The sequence below is a fragment of the Flavobacterium sp. genome (assembly GCF_044341265.1).
Taxonomy (GTDB): Bacteria; Bacteroidota; Bacteroidia; order Flavobacteriales; family Flavobacteriaceae; genus Flavobacterium.
In genome coordinates this window covers 50,778-70,611 of the sequence record NZ_JBIISA010000011.1, presented here as the reverse complement: position 1 = coordinate 70,611, position 19,834 = coordinate 50,778, and the positions used below count along the sequence as shown (strand labels likewise).

Genomic DNA, 19,834 nt, shown 5'->3' with positions numbered 1-19,834 from the left:
ATAAAAAAACGCCGACTTTTCAGTCGGCGTTTTTTTATTGAGAATCTAATTGATCAATATATTTATTCAAATCAATTGGTCTAACAGTACCTAATTTTTGTAATTCTAGAAGAAGCTTAAGAAAAAAGAATATTAAAGTTTCATTATTACTACTAAATTTAATTTTTTCAGAACTGTCAAAAACAAATGATTTATCATTTAAAACACATCCAATATTCATTTCTCTATTCTTTTTTAAAGTTTTAAAACATTTATCAAATGGTTCCGATATTTCTATTGAATCTGTCCAAGAATTCTCTAATGACAAAAAACCACCTAAAATATTAAACAATTTAGGAGCATTCTTAATCTCACCTCTATCAACTACTGGAGCTGTTGTCCTATTCAGAACTCTTACACTTTCTACTTTATCAGCTGCATATTCTAAATTGCCTTTAGATATATCTTGCTTTGCTTCAAAAACGGCATAAACACTTTCAACAGGCAAATACTTAATTCCATTTCTATTTAATATGAATGGTGTATATTGCTTATCATATATTACAATATCAATAGCATCACTTCTATTACCTTCAAAATCTATTATTATTGCTTTTGTTACAGAGTATCTTTTGGGAAGGTACTTTTCAAAAAATTCCAACCATATATTTTCACTTCCATCACCTTTAGTTGGTTCATGAGGAGTGTTTTCTCTTATTGATTCTAAATCAGCGACCATTGCTTTTTGTAGACCAATAAAAAGGCTTTTCATATTAATTTTTTCGTTTTCACTCATACTTATATATTTTCTTATTAAAATAAACATTAAAACTGTAGTCTCTAATTCCTCTTTTGTCAAAACCAACGATTAATAAAATTGGGTTTTGAACATCTCCGCTAGCTATTTTTTTTAATGCGTTAAAATCTGTCTGACTATATCTAGAATCTGAATTAGGATGTGTATGCCATTCACCTATGTAGTGAATCCCTTCATCTTCGTATAGTTTAATCAATTCTTCTTTTGTTTCTTTATTAACAATATGTTTAAATGAAACTGGTGAGTTTGAATATTCTAAAGCAACAATTTGTTTGACAATTATTGCTTTACTTTTGTCATTAGAATATTTACCTAATAAATAACCTCCAATTTCATTTGGATAATGTAATAAAGCGACATCCAACAATTCATTTAAAAGATTATCATCATATTCAATCTTTAAACCAATTACATTATTAGATTTTATCATTGATTAATCTTTTAATTTAATTATATAGTTTTCCTCTTCTTTCACTTCCAACATAAAAGTTTTTAATGGTAATGCTTTTTCCAATCTATAATTAATATTACTTAATGCATAATTTAAAAGAGCACTAATATTATGAAAAGATGCTCTAAAAGTAGGATTCCAACAACCTTGAGGGAAAAATAAATCATCTAAATCCTGTTTGATAGTGTTATAAATTTTTGAATTTTCCTCATATATATTTTCATTTCCAATAATACATACCAATTCATTTGCATTATTAGATATAGAAATCGTAATCATGTTTGTTGTAATATTTAAATCATCAAGAATTAAATTAACATCATTATTTGCAGTGCAATTAATTACATAATCATAACTATTTAGAAAATTTGAATATCTTAATTTTAAATCGTCTGACAGTAAAGGAATAATTGAATAATCAAATTTTGTAATATTCACAAAAGGTGAAATTTCAAATAAAATTTGACTTAACTCATCTATTTTTTTTGTTTCTCCTTGTGAAAAATTATATTTAGCTCTACAGATATTTCCAATCTCTTTATTGTCATTGTCAAAAAAATCTAAAAATTTACAACCTCCGCGAACGAGAGATTCCGATAAATTACTTCCTATTGCTCCAACTCCAATTAAAAGTATTTTACCATCAGATAAACTTTCATGCAGCTTTCCTCTTCCAAAAAAAAGTTCATAAGAACTATCAACAGTTTTAAACCAAGTTATTTTTCTATTCAATATTTTTCCTTTAAAAACAGGAATGTCATAATAATCAATTTTTATTGTTTCAAAATTTATTTTTCCTTTCCCAATTGGATATCCAAATAACAATGTAAAATATTTCCCATCTATTAAATCTTTCTTATCAATATTTTTCACCGAATCGTTTAGAAATTTTAGAAAAGGACTATTAAAAGTACTTTCAAAATCAATCCAATTATTAAACGAAAAATTTCTATAATAAACTGGAACTCTATCAGAAATGAAATACAAACCTTTTAAAGAATTTTTAAATTCACTATTGTGTTTATTCCAACTAAATACAATGTTTAACTTTTCCTTTTGACTTTTTAAGCATTGAACTAAATAGGTGTTTTTTAAACTTAGATTATTCTTTTGTGTGAAATAAAAAAAGCCAAAATCATTTTCTTTAGGCTTAGAATCAGTGTCACAAAATAAAAACACATGATTAATCTCTTGATTTTCGTAAAATAAATATTCAAAATGATTATCGTTTACTTCATCAATGTAGTATTTATCAGTCCATTCTAATAATGCTTTAATGTCAGATTCAAGTTTTAATTTTAAATGAGGCGTTGTTAAAGTGTGGAAACAAACTGATCCATCATAATTTATATGAGCAAACTTTTTTAAATAATTATTGTAAAATGTAATTGATTCAGTTTTACCAGTTTTTAAAGGATAATTCAAATTTATTTCAACATCAAATATTATATTTTCTTTAACTTGGCATATAACTTCAATTTTACCCTTGATTATATTATCAACAACCTCAAAATCTTTTACTATTTTGAGGTTATTTGTGAACTGTTGAAAAACTGTATTTACATCTAATACTTTTTTTTCCATTCTATCCAAATTGATTACTTGGTGGAATTATGGCACTTGAAGAATTATTGATTCTATAACTGTTTTTTGATTCAGTTTCAACTATTTTATACTTTTCATTTTCTTTGAAATAGTTTTTTAAATTTTCTTCATTTAATTCAACATTATCAAGAATATTTTGAAAATCATTTTTTAAAGAGTTTTTTTGATAACTATCTAGAGTCTTTGCTATATCGTTACTAGTGTTTCCTGGATCTTTCAAAGTAAAGTTTTCTTTAGTAATTTCATCTTTAATATACTCTAAAACAATTTTGAGTTTTTCCCAAAGATTCCCTGAAACAATCTTATTATCAAAAGCTTTGATAACAATTAATTCCATAAAAAAAGATTTAAAATCCTTGTTTTTTTGATATTTCCAAATCTTTAACAATCGAATTATTTGTCTCTCGTCTTGCTTACCTTTAATATTGTCAATTTGTGCATGAATATTAGTTTGTGTATAATTACCATCATAGGTATTAATATTGATGTTTAAATAATGCTCTTTAGGGTAATCATCTTTGCTTAATTCTCTTCCAGGCACGACATCAATTTGAATTACATCACCATCATTATCTGAAAAAAATTCAATACCAATAGATACTTTTTGCTTTCTAACGGTAGCAACATCTTTATATTCCTCATATAAAAAATCATAGACATCGTTAAACATTTCTTCAATAGTTGAAAAGGAATTTCTTTTAAATGGAACAGCTAAATCCAAATCAAATTTGGAATTTATTGCCGTATGTTTTGCATAAGAACCTGAATTAAAAGGAGAATAAATTTTTTCTTCATACTTTCCTTCAAGTTTTTCTTTAATCTCTTTCCTCTTTTCTTTGAACTTATCGAATAAGTCATCGATATGTTTCATTTTGTGTGTTTCTATAACACTTCCTAAATAATCTGCTTTGTTAAAACTCATTCTCCTCAGTTTTTTTTTAATTGTACACAAGTTTGTTAGTCGGTATTGAGTATGAGACCGAGAAGAAAAAACCGTTAAAAAATTTGCAGGAGAAAAAAAATAGAATAGATTTGCACCTCCAAATAAAATCCTCTCCATTCTTGCTATTGGAGGAATTTTAAGAAAACAATAAAAGAGTCCTGAATTGCGAGTTCGGCGGACTCTTTTTTTATTCTCACAAATTGTGCCAATTATCCTTACAAAAAAAACATTAAAATACTACAAGAAAAAAACTGACACTTAATCGATAAAAATTGTATTTAATCTAAAAAACTGACAGTTCAACATTTTTATAAAAACTGACAGAACAATTTTTTCTGCCATTATTTCAGCAGAAAAAAAATAAAGCCTGCCAAAATTCTTATTTTGAGTCATTTAAGAAAAACAAAAATAGTATCATTACCTCATCTCATAAAACTATTACTATTTATAAAAAAAACATTTATTTTTACTAAAAATTAATTTTATGAAAAAATATATTGCATTACTTTTAATAGTTGTTCTAAGCCAATTGAGTAGCGCACAAAATTATTGTTCTTATTTGCCCTATTTTTCAAACAATTTATATGGCTTAGTTAATGACAAACAAGAGCAAATTGTTGAACCAAAATACAAAGAAGCAGAAATTATCAATGAATTTTCATTTGTTATATTTGATAAAATTCATTGCTATGATTTGTTCAATGGAAAATATGTAAACATTCCCTATTCTAAAGAAAATTCTTTTGTTGTAATTAGTAATGAACTTTTTGTTTTTAATTCAAAAGGCAACACTTTAATAAATCCTTATACAAAGGAAAAAATTCCTTTAAAATTGAAATACAAATTCATGTACAACAGAACTTTTTATGATTTTAAATCTAAAAAAAGTTGTGATTTGATTTTTGCTTACACCAATGATGAAAAACAATTATTTTTTAAAAATGATAAAACTTTAAGTCCTGCAATTATTGGAAAGTACAATTTTAAAAATTATGATATTATTCAAATTAACGTCGATAATTTTATACAAAACATTGGTTTACTAATTTTAAATGAAGACAAAACTTTTAGTTGCTATAATTATGATGGTACGAAATCTTTTAAAATAAACACCTCAGAAATAGAAAAAACGACTGAATATGCTATTGAGTTTAAAAAAAGTGTTCATCAAAAATTTGTAGATTTCTTTGGGTTTGAATCTAATTTTTTTCCTGAATCTTTTTCTTTTAGTAATATTGGTATGGCAAGTTCTGGAAAGTTTTTCAATAGGTTTTTAGATAATATTAAACTTGGTGATGGTTATACTTTGAAAATCAACGATTACAACTATGACTTGAATTCACCAAACAAAACGTATTTCAAAGACACCAAATACGACAATATTTACCACTTCAATTATTCCGAAAATCAATATTATTTAAAATTCACAAAAAAATCTACTACAGATGAATTGCATTTTTTTGTCAATCATCCAAAAATAAATCCCAATATTTTAATGTGTCCAAAAGAGGAATTAATAAAATTTGAATTAATGAAATAATTGTATTCAAAACTTAAATTAAATCAAAGTCAAAAAAAGCCACAAATCAATGTAGCTTTTAATAAATTTTCCTAAACCCAAACCTCATTTTTAACTTTAATTTTCTCTGCTAATTTTAGAATATCGGTCAAAACGCCTCTTGCAGTTACCGCTTTTCCAGCACCTGCTCCTTGAATTACTATTGGAATTTCACCATACGATTTAGTATAAATTTCAATAAGGTTATCTGCTCCTTTTAGTTGACCTAATGCAGTAGCTTTGGGAACCGAAACTAATTTTACTTCCAAATTGTTTTTCTCTAAATCCAATTCACCAACGTAGCGCAACACATGATTGTCGGATTGTGTGATTTTGGCAATATTGAAAGGTTTGTCAAACAATGATTTGTTGATGGCATATTGGGCTTTCGAATGTTTTTCATTTAATTCAGGCAACAATAATGACGCAACTTTTATATCTGATAACTCTACTTTTTGTTCCAATTCACGAGCAAGAATCAATAATTTTCTAGCCACATCGTTTCCTGACAAATCTTCTCTTGAGTCCGGTTCGGTTAATCCGAGTTTTTCGGCATCTACTAAAATCTTTGAAAAAGACTCATTTTCTGATGAAAACCTGTTAAAAATATAACTCAACGAACCAGAAAATACACCTCTAATCTTAGTGATTCTTTCACCTGAATAATACAAATCACTTATCGTTTGAATTACTGGTAAACCTGCTCCAACATTGGTTTCATACAAAAATGATTTATCAAATTTCTTAGCTATTCTTCTCAAATCGTTGTAAAAGTCTAGATGTTGTGTATTCGCTTTTTTATTGGCTGCCACAATATTAAATCCGTTTTGAAGTAAAGGAATGTAATTTTTTAAAATATCCGAACTTGCTGTTGCATCAACTGCAATTAAGTTTTCTAATTCAAGTTCTTTCACATAATCAATAATATCCTCAACTTTGAAAGGGATTGCCGATTGAGCAAAATTGGCTTCCCACTGGTTTTTAACTCCATCTTTTTCAAAAAAAGCTAAAGTTGAATTGGTAATTATTGGAAATCGCAATTCGATATTTTTCTTTTCTAAAAAGAATTTCTGACTTTCTAAAACTTGATTCACTAAGGTACTTCCTACGTTTCCGATTCCGAAAAGGACTATATTTATTCTAAGCGTTGACATAATTTTTTTGTTTTTGTTTATTAAAAATAGGTTTCAAAAATTGTTCTAATTGGGCATATTCTATTAAAAAAGCATCATGACCATGAATGGATTCAATTTCATGATAGTGAACATTGTCTTTTACAGATTTTAGTGCTTCAAAATCTTTCCGATTTTCGTCAGCAATAAAAAAATAATCGGTATCGACTGCAACGATATGAATATTAGCCTGAATCGAATTTGCCACAGCTAAAAAATCGCTTCTATTTCTAGTAATATCATTAGTTTTTAAAAGATGATTCATGAGTTTGTAAGCCGATAATCGAAAACGATTTTTCAGTTTGATTCCATGATTTAACAACCAATTTTCAATTTGAAAAACCGCTAATTTATTGTTTTGAGCTCTTTTAAATCGTTGATTAATAGATTGTGGCGTTCGATACAAAAGCATAGCATGCAAACGAGCATCTGCAATTGGATCATCAGAGTTGTTCAAAATTTGATCTTGAATCAAGACATTGGCAATTACCCAATCGGTTGCTTTCCAATCGGTGGCAATTGGAATAAGATTTTGAATTTTATTAGGTTGCAATACTGCCATTTCCCATGCAATGGCACCGCCAAGACTTCCGCCAATGACTGCAAAAACCTTTGAAATATCTAGAGAAAACAATCCTTCCCAAAAAATATTGGCAATATCACGAATAGTAAATTGCTTATAATCTGAAATCAAATTTCCAAAATTGTTATCAAAACCATTTCCGGGAATATTGAAAGCGATGATTGTAAAAAAATTGGTATCTATTGTTTTTCCTTCTCCTATCAAATCATTCCACCAACCGTTTACACCAGAGACATTGGAGTTTCCTGTCAAAGCATGATTTACTACCACAATTGGAGCTTCACCCAAAGGTTGCCCAAATAATTGATAACTCAACGGAAGATAGGGTTTTGTACTTCCGTTTTCTAAAGTGAAATTAAATACGTCTATTTTTTCTAACATTTTATATTTTTTAAACCATTAAGGAATTAAGAAAATTAAGATTTGGTGGATCTTTTTTAAAAAACTCCCTCCAACCGCGAAATCGGAGGCAGTTCAAAACAAACAAAAACCTAAATCAATTTTTCTACTGGAAGCTTTACAAAAACCGACTTTAAATCGGATTTCAAATCTTCAATATCTTCTAAACCTACCGACAAGCGAATCAAATCTTTAGTTACGCCAGTAGTAAGTTGTTGCTCTTCTGAAAGTTGCTGGTGTGTTGTACTTGCAGGATGAATAATCAATGATTTGGTGTCACCAATATTGGCTAGTAATGAAAATAACTTGGTTTCATCGGCTACTTTTTTGGCAGCGTCAAATCCTCCTTTTAATCCGAAGGTTACGATACCACTTTTACCTTCTGGCAAATATTTATCGGCTAAAGTTTTATATTTTGAAGTCGCTAATCCTGGATAATTCACCCAATCAACTTCGTCTTGAGCTTCCAACCATTGCGCTAAAGCCAAAGCATTTTCACTGTGTTTTTTAATTCGAATTTCTAAAGTTTCCAAACCTTGAATCGTTTGAAAAGCATTGAACGGACTTAAAGCCGCGCCAAAATCACGCAATCCTTCAATTCTAACTTTAGCAATAAATGAGGCAGCTCCAAGAGCTTCATAATATTTTAATCCGTGATAACCTGCAGAAGGTTCGGTAAATTCAGGAAATTTTCCGTTGCTCCAATCAAAATTTCCTGCATCAATGATTACGCCTCCAAGAGAAGTTCCGTTTCCTGTGATGTATTTTGTAAGTGAGTGAATTACGATGTCTGCACCGTATTGAATTGGGTTAAGCAAGTAAGGAGTTGCAACAGTATTGTCAACAATAAATGGTACTTTGAAAGATTTTGCCTCTTTAGCAATAGCTTCCAAATCTAAGACATCAAGTTTGGGATTTCCAAGACTTTCTGCAAAAAATACTCTGGTGTTTTCTTGCGCCGCTTTGGTAAAGTTTTCAGGATTTGATGGGTCAACAAAAGTAGTTGTGATTCCGAGTCTTGGTAAGGTTACATTCAGCAGATTGTAGGTTCCGCCATACAGACTATTGGATGCTACAATGTGGTCGCCAGCTTTTAGTAATGTTAGAAAAGTGGTTGCAATTGCTGATGTTCCGGAAGCGGTAACCACTGCTCCTATTCCACCTTCTAGTTTTGCCAAACGTTGCTCCAAAATATCGTTGGTTGGGTTGTTTAATCGAGTGTAAATGAATCCTGCTTCTGCCAAACCAAATAGATTGGCTGCATGTTGTGAATCATTAAAAACGTAAGAGGTGGTTTGATAAATTGGAACGGCTCTAGTTCCTGCATTTTTTGTTACGTCGTGTCCTGCGTGTAAAGCGTTTGTTGCAAATTTTTGTGTACTCATGATTTTGAATTTTAGATGTTAGATATTAAATTTTAGATTTTACTTTTGATAAGAATCTGAAATGAATTCAGATTAAATAAAAAAAGTCCCTTTGGATGGCATACCAAAAGGACTTTTACACTAGAAATATATATTTCTTTTACGTTTTCCGTTTTTGGTAATAGCAAATGCCGATACAACACATCATCATGTGCATCATCATGTGCATCATCATACAAGTCATCATATTTTTTGCTATTACGTTCATTTTAGAATTATTTTTTTTTGAAATTAGTTGAAATAAAAAAACCTCTGCAATTTGCAGAGGTTTGATTGTATATATTTTAAAAACTTAAAATTATGCAATAAATGTCCTCTGCGGAAACTTCCACATCATACAACACATATTGCAAATAGTTAAATTCATTTTTTCTTCTTTTTGATGACGCAAACTTCTGAACTATTTTTCAATTGACCAAATGAAATTTGAAAATTTAACATTTGAAGAAGTAAAAACTGAATATATAATACTACGTATTATGTTTTTAAAAAGTCTTTTTATTTTAACATAAAGGTTAAAAAAAACAGCCTTGAACTTACTTCAAAGCTGCTTTCACAATTAACCTCAACTAATTAACTAATCTATTGTAATTTCTGCTAAATTTTGGTTTTCTTTTACTTTTCCTAATTGGATTGTTTGCAATTTTCTTTCTATGCTACCATTTCCTTTTCTAGTGTAAACCTCTACCATTACAGTAGCTGGTCCATTTTCTGTTAATGCACTTTCACCAAAATAATTGGTTTTAATGATGTATTTTCCTTTTACAGCATTGCGTAATAAATATTGCTCTGGTCCATAACCTTGTGTAAAATCTTTAGAAAATCTTGCACCTGCTTGTGTATCTCTGTGGCCATAATAACATTCTTCACCTGTTGGTTCAATAATATGCAAATCGATATCAGTATCCATTTGATTCCAGTTTAAAATTATTCTGATTTCTACTGGCATTTTATCTAGATATTTTTTTTCTAATTTATCTGTTTTAATGCTTTTGTGTTCTTGCATCATTCGGTTTAAATCCATTAAAATAATATCTTCAACACCTGCATATTGTCCGCTCATTTCACCATAATAATTCACTTCTAATCCTTTTATCAATTCATCAAAAGCTGCTTGAAACTGACCATTATCTTCTAAAGTCAAAGCCAAATCACGATGTGCTTGTGGCTCTTGTTCTCGCCATATTGCTACTTGTTTAGCCGTATGCAAAGCATCTTCATAGGCTTCCCATTGGCGCAAAACATAAGTTAAGGATTTATACAATTGATGATTTTCTAATCCTAAATCGGCAATGGAACTAACAATCAATAATGCTGTTGCTTTATCTCCAGAATCATAAAAATGATTAGCTACATCAAAATAAAAACTCGGATTGGTTTCTTGACCTTCTCGCAATTCCAAATACAAACCATATTTTTTATCTGCCGGAGCATTAGCCAAAGCTTTAAGATAAATTCTATCTGGATTCCATTTACTTATTTTAGTCCTATCATTGTTTACAAAACCATTTTGATATGTAACATTATCATTTGAATCGTTTGACCAAGCTGTATTTGTTTGAACATTTATTCCAGATACTTGACCTGATAATGTTCTTATAGCATTTGGATTAGAAGCCACTGATATTTCTTCAGATTTGACTACACTGTAAGCACTAGTTATACTTCTTTTTTCTCTTACATTTTCTTTTTCATCATCTTCATCATCTTGACTTGAATCTCTCCTTACGCCCACTGCTTGCACGACAACTTCATTTAATTGAACATTAGATTCTCTCAATGTTACATCAATTCGTTTATTATTTCCAACTATAAAAGTAGTGCTTTGCATACCAACAAATTGAAAAACAAGCACATCGCCAACTTTAGCATCAATAGAATATTTTCCATCAAAATCAGTACTTACACCTCTTGTTGTTCCTCTAACAACAACAATAGCGCCAGGCAATGGCCCTTGGTTATCGTAAACTAAACCTCTAACAAAACTTGGGTTAACTCCACTAAAACTAACATTTCTTGGAGGAGTTGCTACAACTGGTTTTGCTTTAGGAATTTTTACTGGTTTAGGTTTAGAATACTTCGTGTTATTATCCCACCATAATTTTAATGCCTCGTAATATTGAGCAACATTTTGCCAATTGTTGTATTTTTTAGCTTCTGCATTGGCGATTTGCTGTTTCATCATTCTATCAAATTCAGGACGTAATTCAGCAGGTGGAACAATATCGTATTGGATATAATCGGATAAATTTTCTAAAACAATAAGCGAAGTATTGTTGGTTACAATTCCATATTTCTTTCCTAAAGTTTCAATCTCTTCTGCATTCTGTTTGTATTGGATTACTAAGTTGGCAATCTTCTTCTGAGCCCATAATTTTTCTATACTAACATCTGTTGAAGCTTGTGTTGAAGCATTGATAACTATAGTTTTTTCTAAAGTTGGAGTATCTCCATAACCAAACAATAAAACAACTTGATTTTGTTCTTTCAATGAAATTCCGGCAACGCTAAAACTTCCTGAAACTGGTGTTCCGACCATAGGATATAAATCGGTAACCATATAATTCTCTTTTACTCCTAAAAACTTAAGACTTTGATTAACCAATTTATCTAAAGCATCTTCTACTTTTAATTGATTCAAATTGATAAAATTACCACCAGTTTTAATAGCATTAAAATTCAAAAAAGCATAATCAGAAGAAGGCAAAGAAGTAATGGTATATACTGGTTTTTTAGTTGATGGCAAAACATTAGAACTCAATGAAGATAATCCATCGGTGAAGAACAAATACTCATCATGAACCGGTAATTTGATTTTAGAAAAACGTGTTCCTCCATCGTATTTTACTTGCTTTAAAGCTGCATTCAATTCGTTCCAATCACCATTTTTAATTTGGTAAGTCGCTTTTTTATCAAAAGTATATCCTGAAAAATAAAGTACAACTTCTACTGTATTTAATCCTTTAAAATAAGCATCTAATAAGGCAAATTCTTTTATCAAATCGCGTTTTCTACAACTTAAAGACACATCCCAAATTAATCCGATTGAGTTTGGATTTTTCTTATTTATGTTGGCACCATCTAAAACAGCGTTTGCATAAAAATAATGCTGCCCATCAACAGATTGCACGACAACACTTGGAATGTCTTGACGAATTGGAATGGAAATTAAGAGTTTGTCTTTAGGTTTGTAGTTATTTTTGGTCAACGAAGTTTGATAACTTTGATTCAAATTTTCTAAAGCTAAAACACCTTCATCATTGGTCACAGTTGGAGTTGCAGAAGCTCCAAGAACGGCTACTGACAATTCAAAAACATCTAATGCATAAGGATAACTACTTAACATTTGATATCCTAAATGGGTTGCATCTATACTACTTAATTCTTGTTCATAGCCAATAATCACAATACGTTTTCCATTAGGTGGTAAAGGATAAATGCGTGTACGAAAATTATTTCCTTCTACTTTTTCCAACAATCCTGGATCTACACGACGGTGTTCTATGGCTTCAAAAACTTGTTTCCCTTTATTCTTATTCACTGGAACAGCTTCACGCATTTTACCATTAATATCAATTGCATATCGTGAAACTGAAACTCCTTCTGGCAAAGGAAACAACAGCTCTGCTTCCATTTGACGATTGGTTCCATTAAAAAAGTGCATCTCTGTGGTAGTATAGGCAATATTTCCAACAACTTTTACAGTTACTTTCAACTGACTCAATCGCACCAACGACGAATCTTTACCTTTAACATTCAACTGAGGATTTTGAGCTTGAACCCAACTTCCAAAAAACAAAAGCGAGATTAGAATAAGATTTTTCATGTGGATATTTATTTGTTTTCTTTCAAAACGTGTTACAATGTTATAGAGTAGTTATTTTATAAAAAGGTTGGGATAGAAAATATATTTATTTACTTTTATGCATAAAATAATTGTTCAGCATGTCCAAACTACCTCATATTACCACTAGTATTTTCAGCATAATGTCGCAAATGGCAGGAGATTATAAAGCCATAAATTTATCGCAAGGCTTTCCGAATTTTCCTGTCGATGAACGTTTAAAAAACTTGGTCGCTCAATGGTCAAATAAAGAAATTCATCAATATTTGCCGATGGCTGGTTTTCCTCCACTACTTGAGAAAATTGCCACACTAACACAAAATTCGTATGGTAGAAAAGTGAATCCGAGAACTGATATTTTGATTACTGCTGGAGCTACAGAAGGTATATTTGCAAGCATACAAGCATTGGTGGAACCAAAAGAAGAAGTTATCATTTTGGACCCAAGTTATGACTGTTATGAAACGCCTATTTTACTTTGTAATGCTATTCCAAAACGCATCAATTTAAACAATGATTTCTCTCCAAATTGGGAACTTATTGGAGCTACTATGAATAGTAAAACCAAAATGATTATCATTAATAATCCTCATAATCCTACTGGAAAAACTTGGAATGAAAACGACTTTCTACAACTCGAAAAATTATTAGAATTGCATCCAAAAGTTTTGGTTCTTTCCGATGAAGTTTATGAATACATCACCTTTGAAAACAAACATATTTCGATACATCATAGAGAAAAACTGAGAGATAGAAGTGTTAGCGTTTCCTCATTTGGTAAATCATTTCACATAACTGGCTGGAAAATTGGCTATTTAATTGCTCCTGAACATTTAATGATAGAAATTAAAAAAGTACATCAGTTTTTAGTGTTCAGTGTCAACAGTATTGCTCAATATGCTATCAATGATTATATGGATTTGGTGCAAGTTTCTGAACTTGGAAATTTTTACCAACAAAAGCGAGATTTATTTAGAAACTTAATGCAAAATTCAAAATTTGAACTACTTCCATGTGAGGGTTCTTATTTTCAGATAGCTTCTTATGCTGCTATTTCTGATGAAACAGATTTGGATTTCACAAAGCGCTTGGTTACTGAATTTGGAGTGGCTACCATTCCACTTTCTCCATTTTATGCAGATGGGAACCAAACACAATGCATTCGTTTTTGTTTTGCCAAAGATGATAATACTTTGATAGAAGCAACTAATCGATTGTTAAAATTATAATATTATGCGTGCATAATAAATTATTTTCTATATTTACACTTCTAAAACAAACTAAACTATGGATTTTTCAGCAAAAATGCTTCGTGACGATGCACTAAAAGGTAAAACAATTGTAGTAACCGGTGGCGGAAGTGGCTTGGGAAAAGCAATGACAAAATATTTTCTAGAATTAGGTGCTAATGTTGCAATTTCTTCAAGAGATTTGGAAAAATTAAAAACTACAGCATCAGAATTAGAAAAAGAAACTGGTAGTAAATGTTTACCTATTCAATGTGATGTAAGACATTACGACCAAGTAGAAGCTATGCTTGCAGAAGTTTTAAAAACTTTTGGAAAGGTAGATGTTCTTCTAAACAATGCAGCAGGAAACTTCATCTCTCCTACTGAAAGATTATCTGCAAATGCTTTTGATACTATTATTGATATTGTTTTGAAAGGTTCGAAAAATTGCACTTTAGCTTTTGGAAAACATTGGATTGAAACGAAACAAACCAATTGCAATGTTTTAAATATTGTTACAACTTATGCCTGGACAGGTTCTGGTTATGTGGTTCCGAGTGCTACAGCAAAAGCTGGAGTTTTAGCTATGACAAGAAGTTTAGCAGTAGAATGGGCAAAATATGGTATTCGCATGAATGCTATTGCACCTGGTCCATTTCCTACCAAAGGTGCTTGGGACAGACTATTGCCAGGTGACTTAGCTGAAAAATTTGACATGGCTAAAAAAGTGCCATTAAGAAGAGTTGGTGATCACCAAGAATTGGCAAATCTTGCTGCTTATTTAGTTTCCGATTTTTCTGCCTATATCAATGGAGAAGTTGTAACTATTGATGGTGGCGAATGGTTGCAAGGCGCAGGACAATTTAATATTCTAGAAAAAATTCCACAAGAAATGTGGGATATGCTTGAAGCAATGATTAAAAATAAAGGAAGTAAGTAATTGTATTCTGTGGTCAGTATTCAGTGGCCAGTAAAATACCTTTTCAAAAAAGTCAGTTAGAATTTTCTATCTGACTTTTTTATTTGAAAAAGAATTATTGTCTAACAATTTAGTACTGAACACTGAAAACTAAATTTTACAAGATTGTTAACAAATAACACTTTTATAAACCATAAAAAATTGTATTTTTACCACTCAAAATTTGAATCAAATAAATGGGTAAAATCATTGCAATCGCCAACCAAAAAGGTGGTGTAGGAAAAACGACTACTTCGGTTAATTTAGCTGCATCACTAGGAGTTTTAGAAAAGAAAGTTTTATTAATCGACGCCGATCCGCAAGCCAATGCGAGTTCGGGTTTAGGCATTGATGTAGAAAGTGTAGAAATTGGAACGTATCAAATTATTGAACAAAGTAATATTCCTGAAGAAGCAATTGTAAAATCTACTTCACCAAATGTTGATATAATTCCTGCGCACATTGACCTTGTTGCCATTGAAATTGAATTGGTAGACAAAGAAAATCGTGAGTATATGCTTAAACAAGCTTTAGAAAGCATTAAAGATAAATACGATTATATTTTAATTGATTGTGCACCATCACTAGGATTACTAACATTAAATGCTTTAACAGCAGCCGATTCTGTAGTAATTCCTATTCAATGTGAATATTTTGCTTTAGAAGGTTTAGGAAAATTATTGAATACAATAAAAAGCGTTCAAAAAATTCATAATCCAAACTTAGATATTGAGGGATTACTTTTAACAATGTATGATTCGCGTTTACGCCTTTCAAATCAAGTTGTAGAAGAAGTTCAAAAACATTTTAACGATATGGTTTTCAAAACTATAATTCAAAGAAATGTAAAATTAAGCGAGGCACCAAGTTTTGGAGAAAGTATCATTGCTTTTGATGCAACTAGCAAAGGAGCTATGAATTACTTGAGTTTAGCAGAAGAAATTATTAAAAAAAACAGTAACTAATTTATGGCGAAGGCACTAAAAAAACAAGCTTTAGGAAGAGGATTGTCTGCTTTGTTAAAAGATCCTGATAACGATATTAAATCAATTGATGATAAAAATGCTGACAAAGTTGTTGGTAATATTCTTGAAATTGAAATTGATTCTATTGAAATAAATCCGTTTCAACCTAGATCTAATTTTAATGAAGAAGCATTAAAAGAATTAGCTTCATCAATCAAGGAACTTGGTGTTATTCAACCTATTACTGTAAGAAAATTAGATTTCAATAAATACCAATTAATTTCTGGTGAACGCCGTTTACGCGCTTCCAAATTAGTTGGAATGACAACAATTCCTGCCTACATCAGAATTGCTAATGATAACGAATCATTGGTAATGGCATTGGTTGAAAACATTCAACGTCACGATTTAGATCCAATCGAGATTGCTTTATCGTACCAACGTTTGATTGAAGAAATTCAACTAACTCAAGAACAAATGAGTGAACGAGTTGGAAAAAAACGTTCTACAATCACAAATTATCTTCGTCTTTTAAAATTAGATCCGATTATTCAAACAGGAATTCGTGATGGATTTATTAGTATGGGACATGGTCGTGCAATGATTAATATAGATGACCAAGATGTTCAAACTGATATTTATCAAAAAATTGTAAGCCAAAACCTTTCTGTTCGTGATACAGAAGCTTTGGTAAAAAAACATCAAGACGGATTAAAACCTACTACTGCGAAAGCAAAAAAAGCAAGTTCATTTTCTATTGCAGACGACCAAAAGAAAGCCTTTACTAATTTCTTTGGAGCAAAAGTTGATGTAAAAGTTGACGGAAAAGGAAAAGGTAAAATTGCAATTCCATTTCATTCAGAAGAGGATTTTAATAGAATTGTAAAATTAATCAACGGTTAGTGATTAAGTCGATTTACATATCATTATTCTTACTTCTTTTGGGAAGCAATTTGTCGTTTAGCCAAACTGAATTGGGTAAAGATTTAGTAGCTTTAGATACTATTAGCAAATCTCAAATCAATCCGCTTGCACCTGCAAAAGCAGCTTTTTATTCAGCTGTTCTTCCCGGTTTAGGACAAGCTTATAATAAGAAATATTGGAAAATTCCTATTGTTTATGGAGCTATGGGAACTAGTATTTATTTCTATATTAGTAATAATAAAAAATACCATCAATATCGCGATGCCTATAAAAGTCGATTAGAAGGTTATACTGGAGATGAATTTTCTTATTTAGATGATTCCCGACTTATTGCCGCACAAAAATTCTATCAAAGAAATCGAGATTTATCGATGCTTATCACTGGATTGTTTTACATTTTAAATATTGTCGATGCTAACGTTGATGCTCACTTAATGCAATTCAATGTAAATGAAAAACTTACTGTAAAACCAGATATTTACAGAAATGACTTCACTTCAAGACAAAATCTTGGTATTTCTGTAACTTTAAAATTATAAAGTTTTCTTAAAACTGTAACAAACAACATCACAAGCTAACTAACTCATCATGAAAATAGCACTTCTTGGATACGGAAAAATGGGTAAAGTAATTGAACGAATTGCTTTAGAAAGAGGTCATGAAATCGTACTAAGAAAATCAAGTGCTTCTTCTTTTGATGGACTAGATAATGCTGATGTTGCCATAGATTTTAGTGTACCAAGTTCTGCTGTCACAAATATTTCTGAGTGTTTGAATAACGGAATTCCAGTAATTTCAGGAACTACAGGTTGGTTGGAAGATTACAATAAAATGGTAACACTTTGTGAAGAAAAAAATGGCGCCTTTATTTATGGTTCCAATTTTAGTTTAGGAGTAAATTTATTTTTTGAATTGAATAATTATTTGGCAAAAATGATGTCAAAGTTCAATCAATATAAAGTTACGATGGAAGAAATTCATCATACTCAAAAGCTAGATGCTCCAAGTGGAACTGCTATTTCATTAGCAAAAGGAGTTATAGAAAATTCAAATTATAGCAATTGGACTTTAGAAAATCCAAAGGAAAACGAAATTCAAATTGATGCTAAAAGAATAGAAAATGTTCCAGGAACACATAGTATTTTTTACACGTCAGAAGTAGATACTATAGAAATCAAACATACAGCACATAATCGCGATGGGTTTGCTTTAGGTTCAATAATTGCTGCCGAATGGTTAGTAGGAAAAAAAGGTGTTTTTACAATGAAAGACGTTTTAGAATTAGAATAAAGAAAATAGATATAGAAGATTAAATGAATTAAGATATTTCTTAAACTTTTAAACTCATAAACTTTTAAACAAATATAAAATGACAGCATATCAATGGTTTGTGTTTTTCCTAATTGTTCAACTAATCCACGGATTGGGAACATGGAAATTATATGAAAAAGCAGGAAGAAAATCTTGGGAAGCATTTATTCCAGTTTACAATTCGATAGTTTTGATGAAAATCATAAATCGACCTACTTGGTGGACATTTTTATTGTTTATTCCGGTAATCAATCTAATGATGTTTCCTATTGTTTGGGTAGAAACCCTGAGAAGTTTTGGTAAAAATTCTTCAACTGACACTTTTCTTGGAGTGATAACTTGTGGGTTTTACATCTACTACATCAATTACACTCAGAATGTAGAATATATAAAAGATAGAAGTTTAACTCCAGCAACCAAAACTGGTGATACAATAGGTTCTTTGCTTTTTGCAATCATTGTTGCAACTTTTGTTCATACTTATTTTATTCAGCCTTTTGTAATCCCATCATCCTCTTTAGAAAAATCTTTGTTAATTGGTGATTTCCTATTTGTAAGTAAGCAAAATTATGGTGCAAGAACTCCTATGACAACTATTGCAGCGCCAATGGTTCATGATACCTTACCATTTATAAAGACAAAATCATATTCTACTTTTCCGCAATTACCTTATTTTAGATTTCCTGGTTTTGAAAAAATAAAAAATAATGATATTGTAGTTTTCAATTGGCCAAGAGACACCTTATTCCATATGTATCTTCCTGCCGATAAAAGATATGACAAGCCCATCGATAAAAAGACAAATTATGTAAAACGTTGTGTTGGAATTCCTGGTGATAGCCTACAAATCAAAGACGGAATTGTTTTTATCAATGGAAAAGAATTGATTTTACCAGATAGAGCTAAACCTCAATATTCTTATAAAGTAACATTAGATCCAAAATCTACAACCGATTTTGACGCTGTTTTCAAAGATTTAAATATAACAGATGGATATGGATTTGAAACTGCAGACAGAGATTCATTAACTATTCGTGCGCTTACATTTGAAAATGCAGAAAAACTAAAAACAATTTCTGGAATTACTTCTATAAAAAGAAATATCAGAAAAGGTCGTGAAAATGGAATTTTCCCATGCAAACATCACGACGGTGCAGATGAGAACAAAATTGCTTGGAGTGGCGATAATTATGGTCCTATTTACATTCCACAAGCTGGTAAAACGGTGGCATTAACTTTAGAATCTCTTCCATTCTACAAGATTATTATCAAAGAATATGAAGGAAATAAATTGAAGGTTGTTGGTAATGATATTTATATAAATGACAAAATTGCAACAACCTACACGTTCAAACAAAACTACTATTGGATGATGGGAGATAATCGCCATAATTCTTTAGATGCTCGTTATTTTGGTTATACTCCAGAAGATCATATTGTAGGAAAACCAATCTTTATTTGGATGAGTTGGGATTCAAATGGTAAAGGAATTATGAATAAAATTCGTTGGGAACGATTGTTTACAACTGTAAGTGGTGAAGGACAACCTCAATCTTATTTTAAATATTTCTTATTTTTATTAGCTGCCTATTTCGTCGGTGAATATTTCTGGACTAAGAGAAAAGCAAAAAAAACAGAATAGTTTATAGTTTATGGTTCATAGTTTGTGAAC

Annotated in this window: 16 protein-coding genes; 8 read left to right on the top strand and 8 right to left on the bottom strand. The window is 30.4% G+C overall.

Features of this window, described 5'->3' with window-relative positions; genetic code table 11:
• Positions 1–34: 34 nt before the first annotated feature.
• Genes ACIQ06_RS07590 through ACIQ06_RS07575 form a run of 4 tightly spaced genes read right to left on the bottom strand, consistent with a single transcriptional unit; the run spans position 35 to position 3,774 of the window.
• Complete coding sequence (locus tag ACIQ06_RS07590; RefSeq protein WP_396145081.1) at positions 35–775, bottom strand: DUF6602 domain-containing protein; 741 nt, start codon at positions 773–775, stop codon at positions 35–37.
• Positions 768–1,226, bottom strand: coding sequence for a Mov34/MPN/PAD-1 family protein (locus ACIQ06_RS07585; RefSeq protein ID WP_396145079.1), 459 nt, complete (start codon positions 1,224–1,226; stop codon positions 768–770). Before ACIQ06_RS07585 ends, ACIQ06_RS07590 begins: the two co-directional genes overlap by 8 nt.
• 3 nt (positions 1,227–1,229) lie before the next feature.
• Positions 1,230–2,831: a ThiF family adenylyltransferase gene (locus ACIQ06_RS07580; RefSeq protein WP_396145077.1), complete on the bottom strand. Its 1,602-nt coding sequence runs from the start codon at positions 2,829–2,831 to the stop codon at positions 1,230–1,232.
• Between the two features lies 1 nt (position 2,832).
• Entirely contained in the window at positions 2,833–3,774 is a 942-nt protein-coding gene (locus tag ACIQ06_RS07575) for a nucleotidyltransferase (protein ID WP_396145074.1), read from the bottom strand.
• 505 nt (positions 3,775–4,279) lie between these two features.
• Between ACIQ06_RS07575 and ACIQ06_RS07570 the strand changes: the two genes are divergently transcribed.
• Positions 4,280–5,335, top strand: coding sequence for a hypothetical protein (locus ACIQ06_RS07570; protein ID WP_396145072.1), 1,056 nt, complete (start codon positions 4,280–4,282; stop codon positions 5,333–5,335).
• A gap of 71 nt (positions 5,336–5,406) precedes the next feature.
• Here the strand turns inward: ACIQ06_RS07570 and ACIQ06_RS07565 are convergent, their stop codons facing one another.
• From ACIQ06_RS07565 to ACIQ06_RS07550, 4 genes are all read right to left on the bottom strand, one after another.
• Entirely contained in the window at positions 5,407–6,507 is a 1,101-nt protein-coding gene (locus tag ACIQ06_RS07565; protein WP_396145069.1) for an aspartate kinase, read from the bottom strand.
• The gene (locus ACIQ06_RS07560) at positions 6,494–7,489 is read right to left on the bottom strand and encodes an alpha/beta fold hydrolase (RefSeq protein WP_396145067.1); all 996 of its coding nucleotides are present in this window, start codon (positions 7,487–7,489) and stop codon (positions 6,494–6,496) included. Before ACIQ06_RS07560 ends, ACIQ06_RS07565 begins: the two co-directional genes overlap by 14 nt.
• A 110-nt stretch (positions 7,490–7,599) precedes the next feature.
• Positions 7,600–8,892 (bottom strand): O-acetylhomoserine aminocarboxypropyltransferase/cysteine synthase family protein, encoded by a 1,293-nt coding sequence (locus ACIQ06_RS07555; protein ID WP_396145065.1) that lies wholly within the window; start codon positions 8,890–8,892, stop codon positions 7,600–7,602.
• 616 nt (positions 8,893–9,508) lie between these two features.
• Positions 9,509–12,757: a VIT domain-containing protein gene (locus ACIQ06_RS07550; protein ID WP_396145063.1), complete on the bottom strand. Its 3,249-nt coding sequence runs from the start codon at positions 12,755–12,757 to the stop codon at positions 9,509–9,511.
• 119 nt (positions 12,758–12,876) lie between these two features.
• Here ACIQ06_RS07550 and ACIQ06_RS07545 point away from each other — a divergent pair, with 119 nt between their 5' ends.
• From ACIQ06_RS07545 to lepB, 7 genes are all read left to right on the top strand, one after another.
• Positions 12,877–14,004 carry a methionine aminotransferase gene (locus tag ACIQ06_RS07545; RefSeq protein ID WP_396145061.1) on the top strand — a complete coding sequence of 376 codons (1,128 nt, stop codon included), beginning with the start codon at positions 12,877–12,879 and terminating at the stop codon, positions 14,002–14,004.
• A gap of 58 nt (positions 14,005–14,062) precedes the next feature.
• A complete protein-coding gene (locus tag ACIQ06_RS07540; RefSeq protein ID WP_298308314.1) occupies positions 14,063–14,944 on the top strand; it encodes an SDR family oxidoreductase in 882 nt (293 codons plus the stop codon).
• 215 nt (positions 14,945–15,159) lie between these two features.
• Entirely contained in the window at positions 15,160–15,927 is a 768-nt protein-coding gene (locus ACIQ06_RS07535; protein ID WP_396145058.1) for a ParA family protein, read from the top strand.
• Between the two features lie 3 nt (positions 15,928–15,930).
• Positions 15,931–16,830: a ParB/RepB/Spo0J family partition protein gene (locus tag ACIQ06_RS07530; protein WP_396145056.1), complete on the top strand. Its 900-nt coding sequence runs from the start codon at positions 15,931–15,933 to the stop codon at positions 16,828–16,830.
• 2 nt (positions 16,831–16,832) lie between these two features.
• Positions 16,833–17,390: a DUF5683 domain-containing protein gene (locus ACIQ06_RS07525; protein WP_396145138.1), complete on the top strand. Its 558-nt coding sequence runs from the start codon at positions 16,833–16,835 to the stop codon at positions 17,388–17,390.
• 49 nt (positions 17,391–17,439) lie between these two features.
• Positions 17,440–18,141 carry a 4-hydroxy-tetrahydrodipicolinate reductase gene (dapB, locus tag ACIQ06_RS07520; RefSeq protein WP_396145054.1) on the top strand — a complete coding sequence of 234 codons (702 nt, stop codon included), beginning with the start codon at positions 17,440–17,442 and terminating at the stop codon, positions 18,139–18,141.
• Between the two features lie 79 nt (positions 18,142–18,220).
• Positions 18,221–19,804, top strand: coding sequence for a signal peptidase I (gene lepB, locus ACIQ06_RS07515; protein WP_396145052.1), 1,584 nt, complete (start codon positions 18,221–18,223; stop codon positions 19,802–19,804).
• Positions 19,805–19,834: the final 30 nt, after the last annotated feature.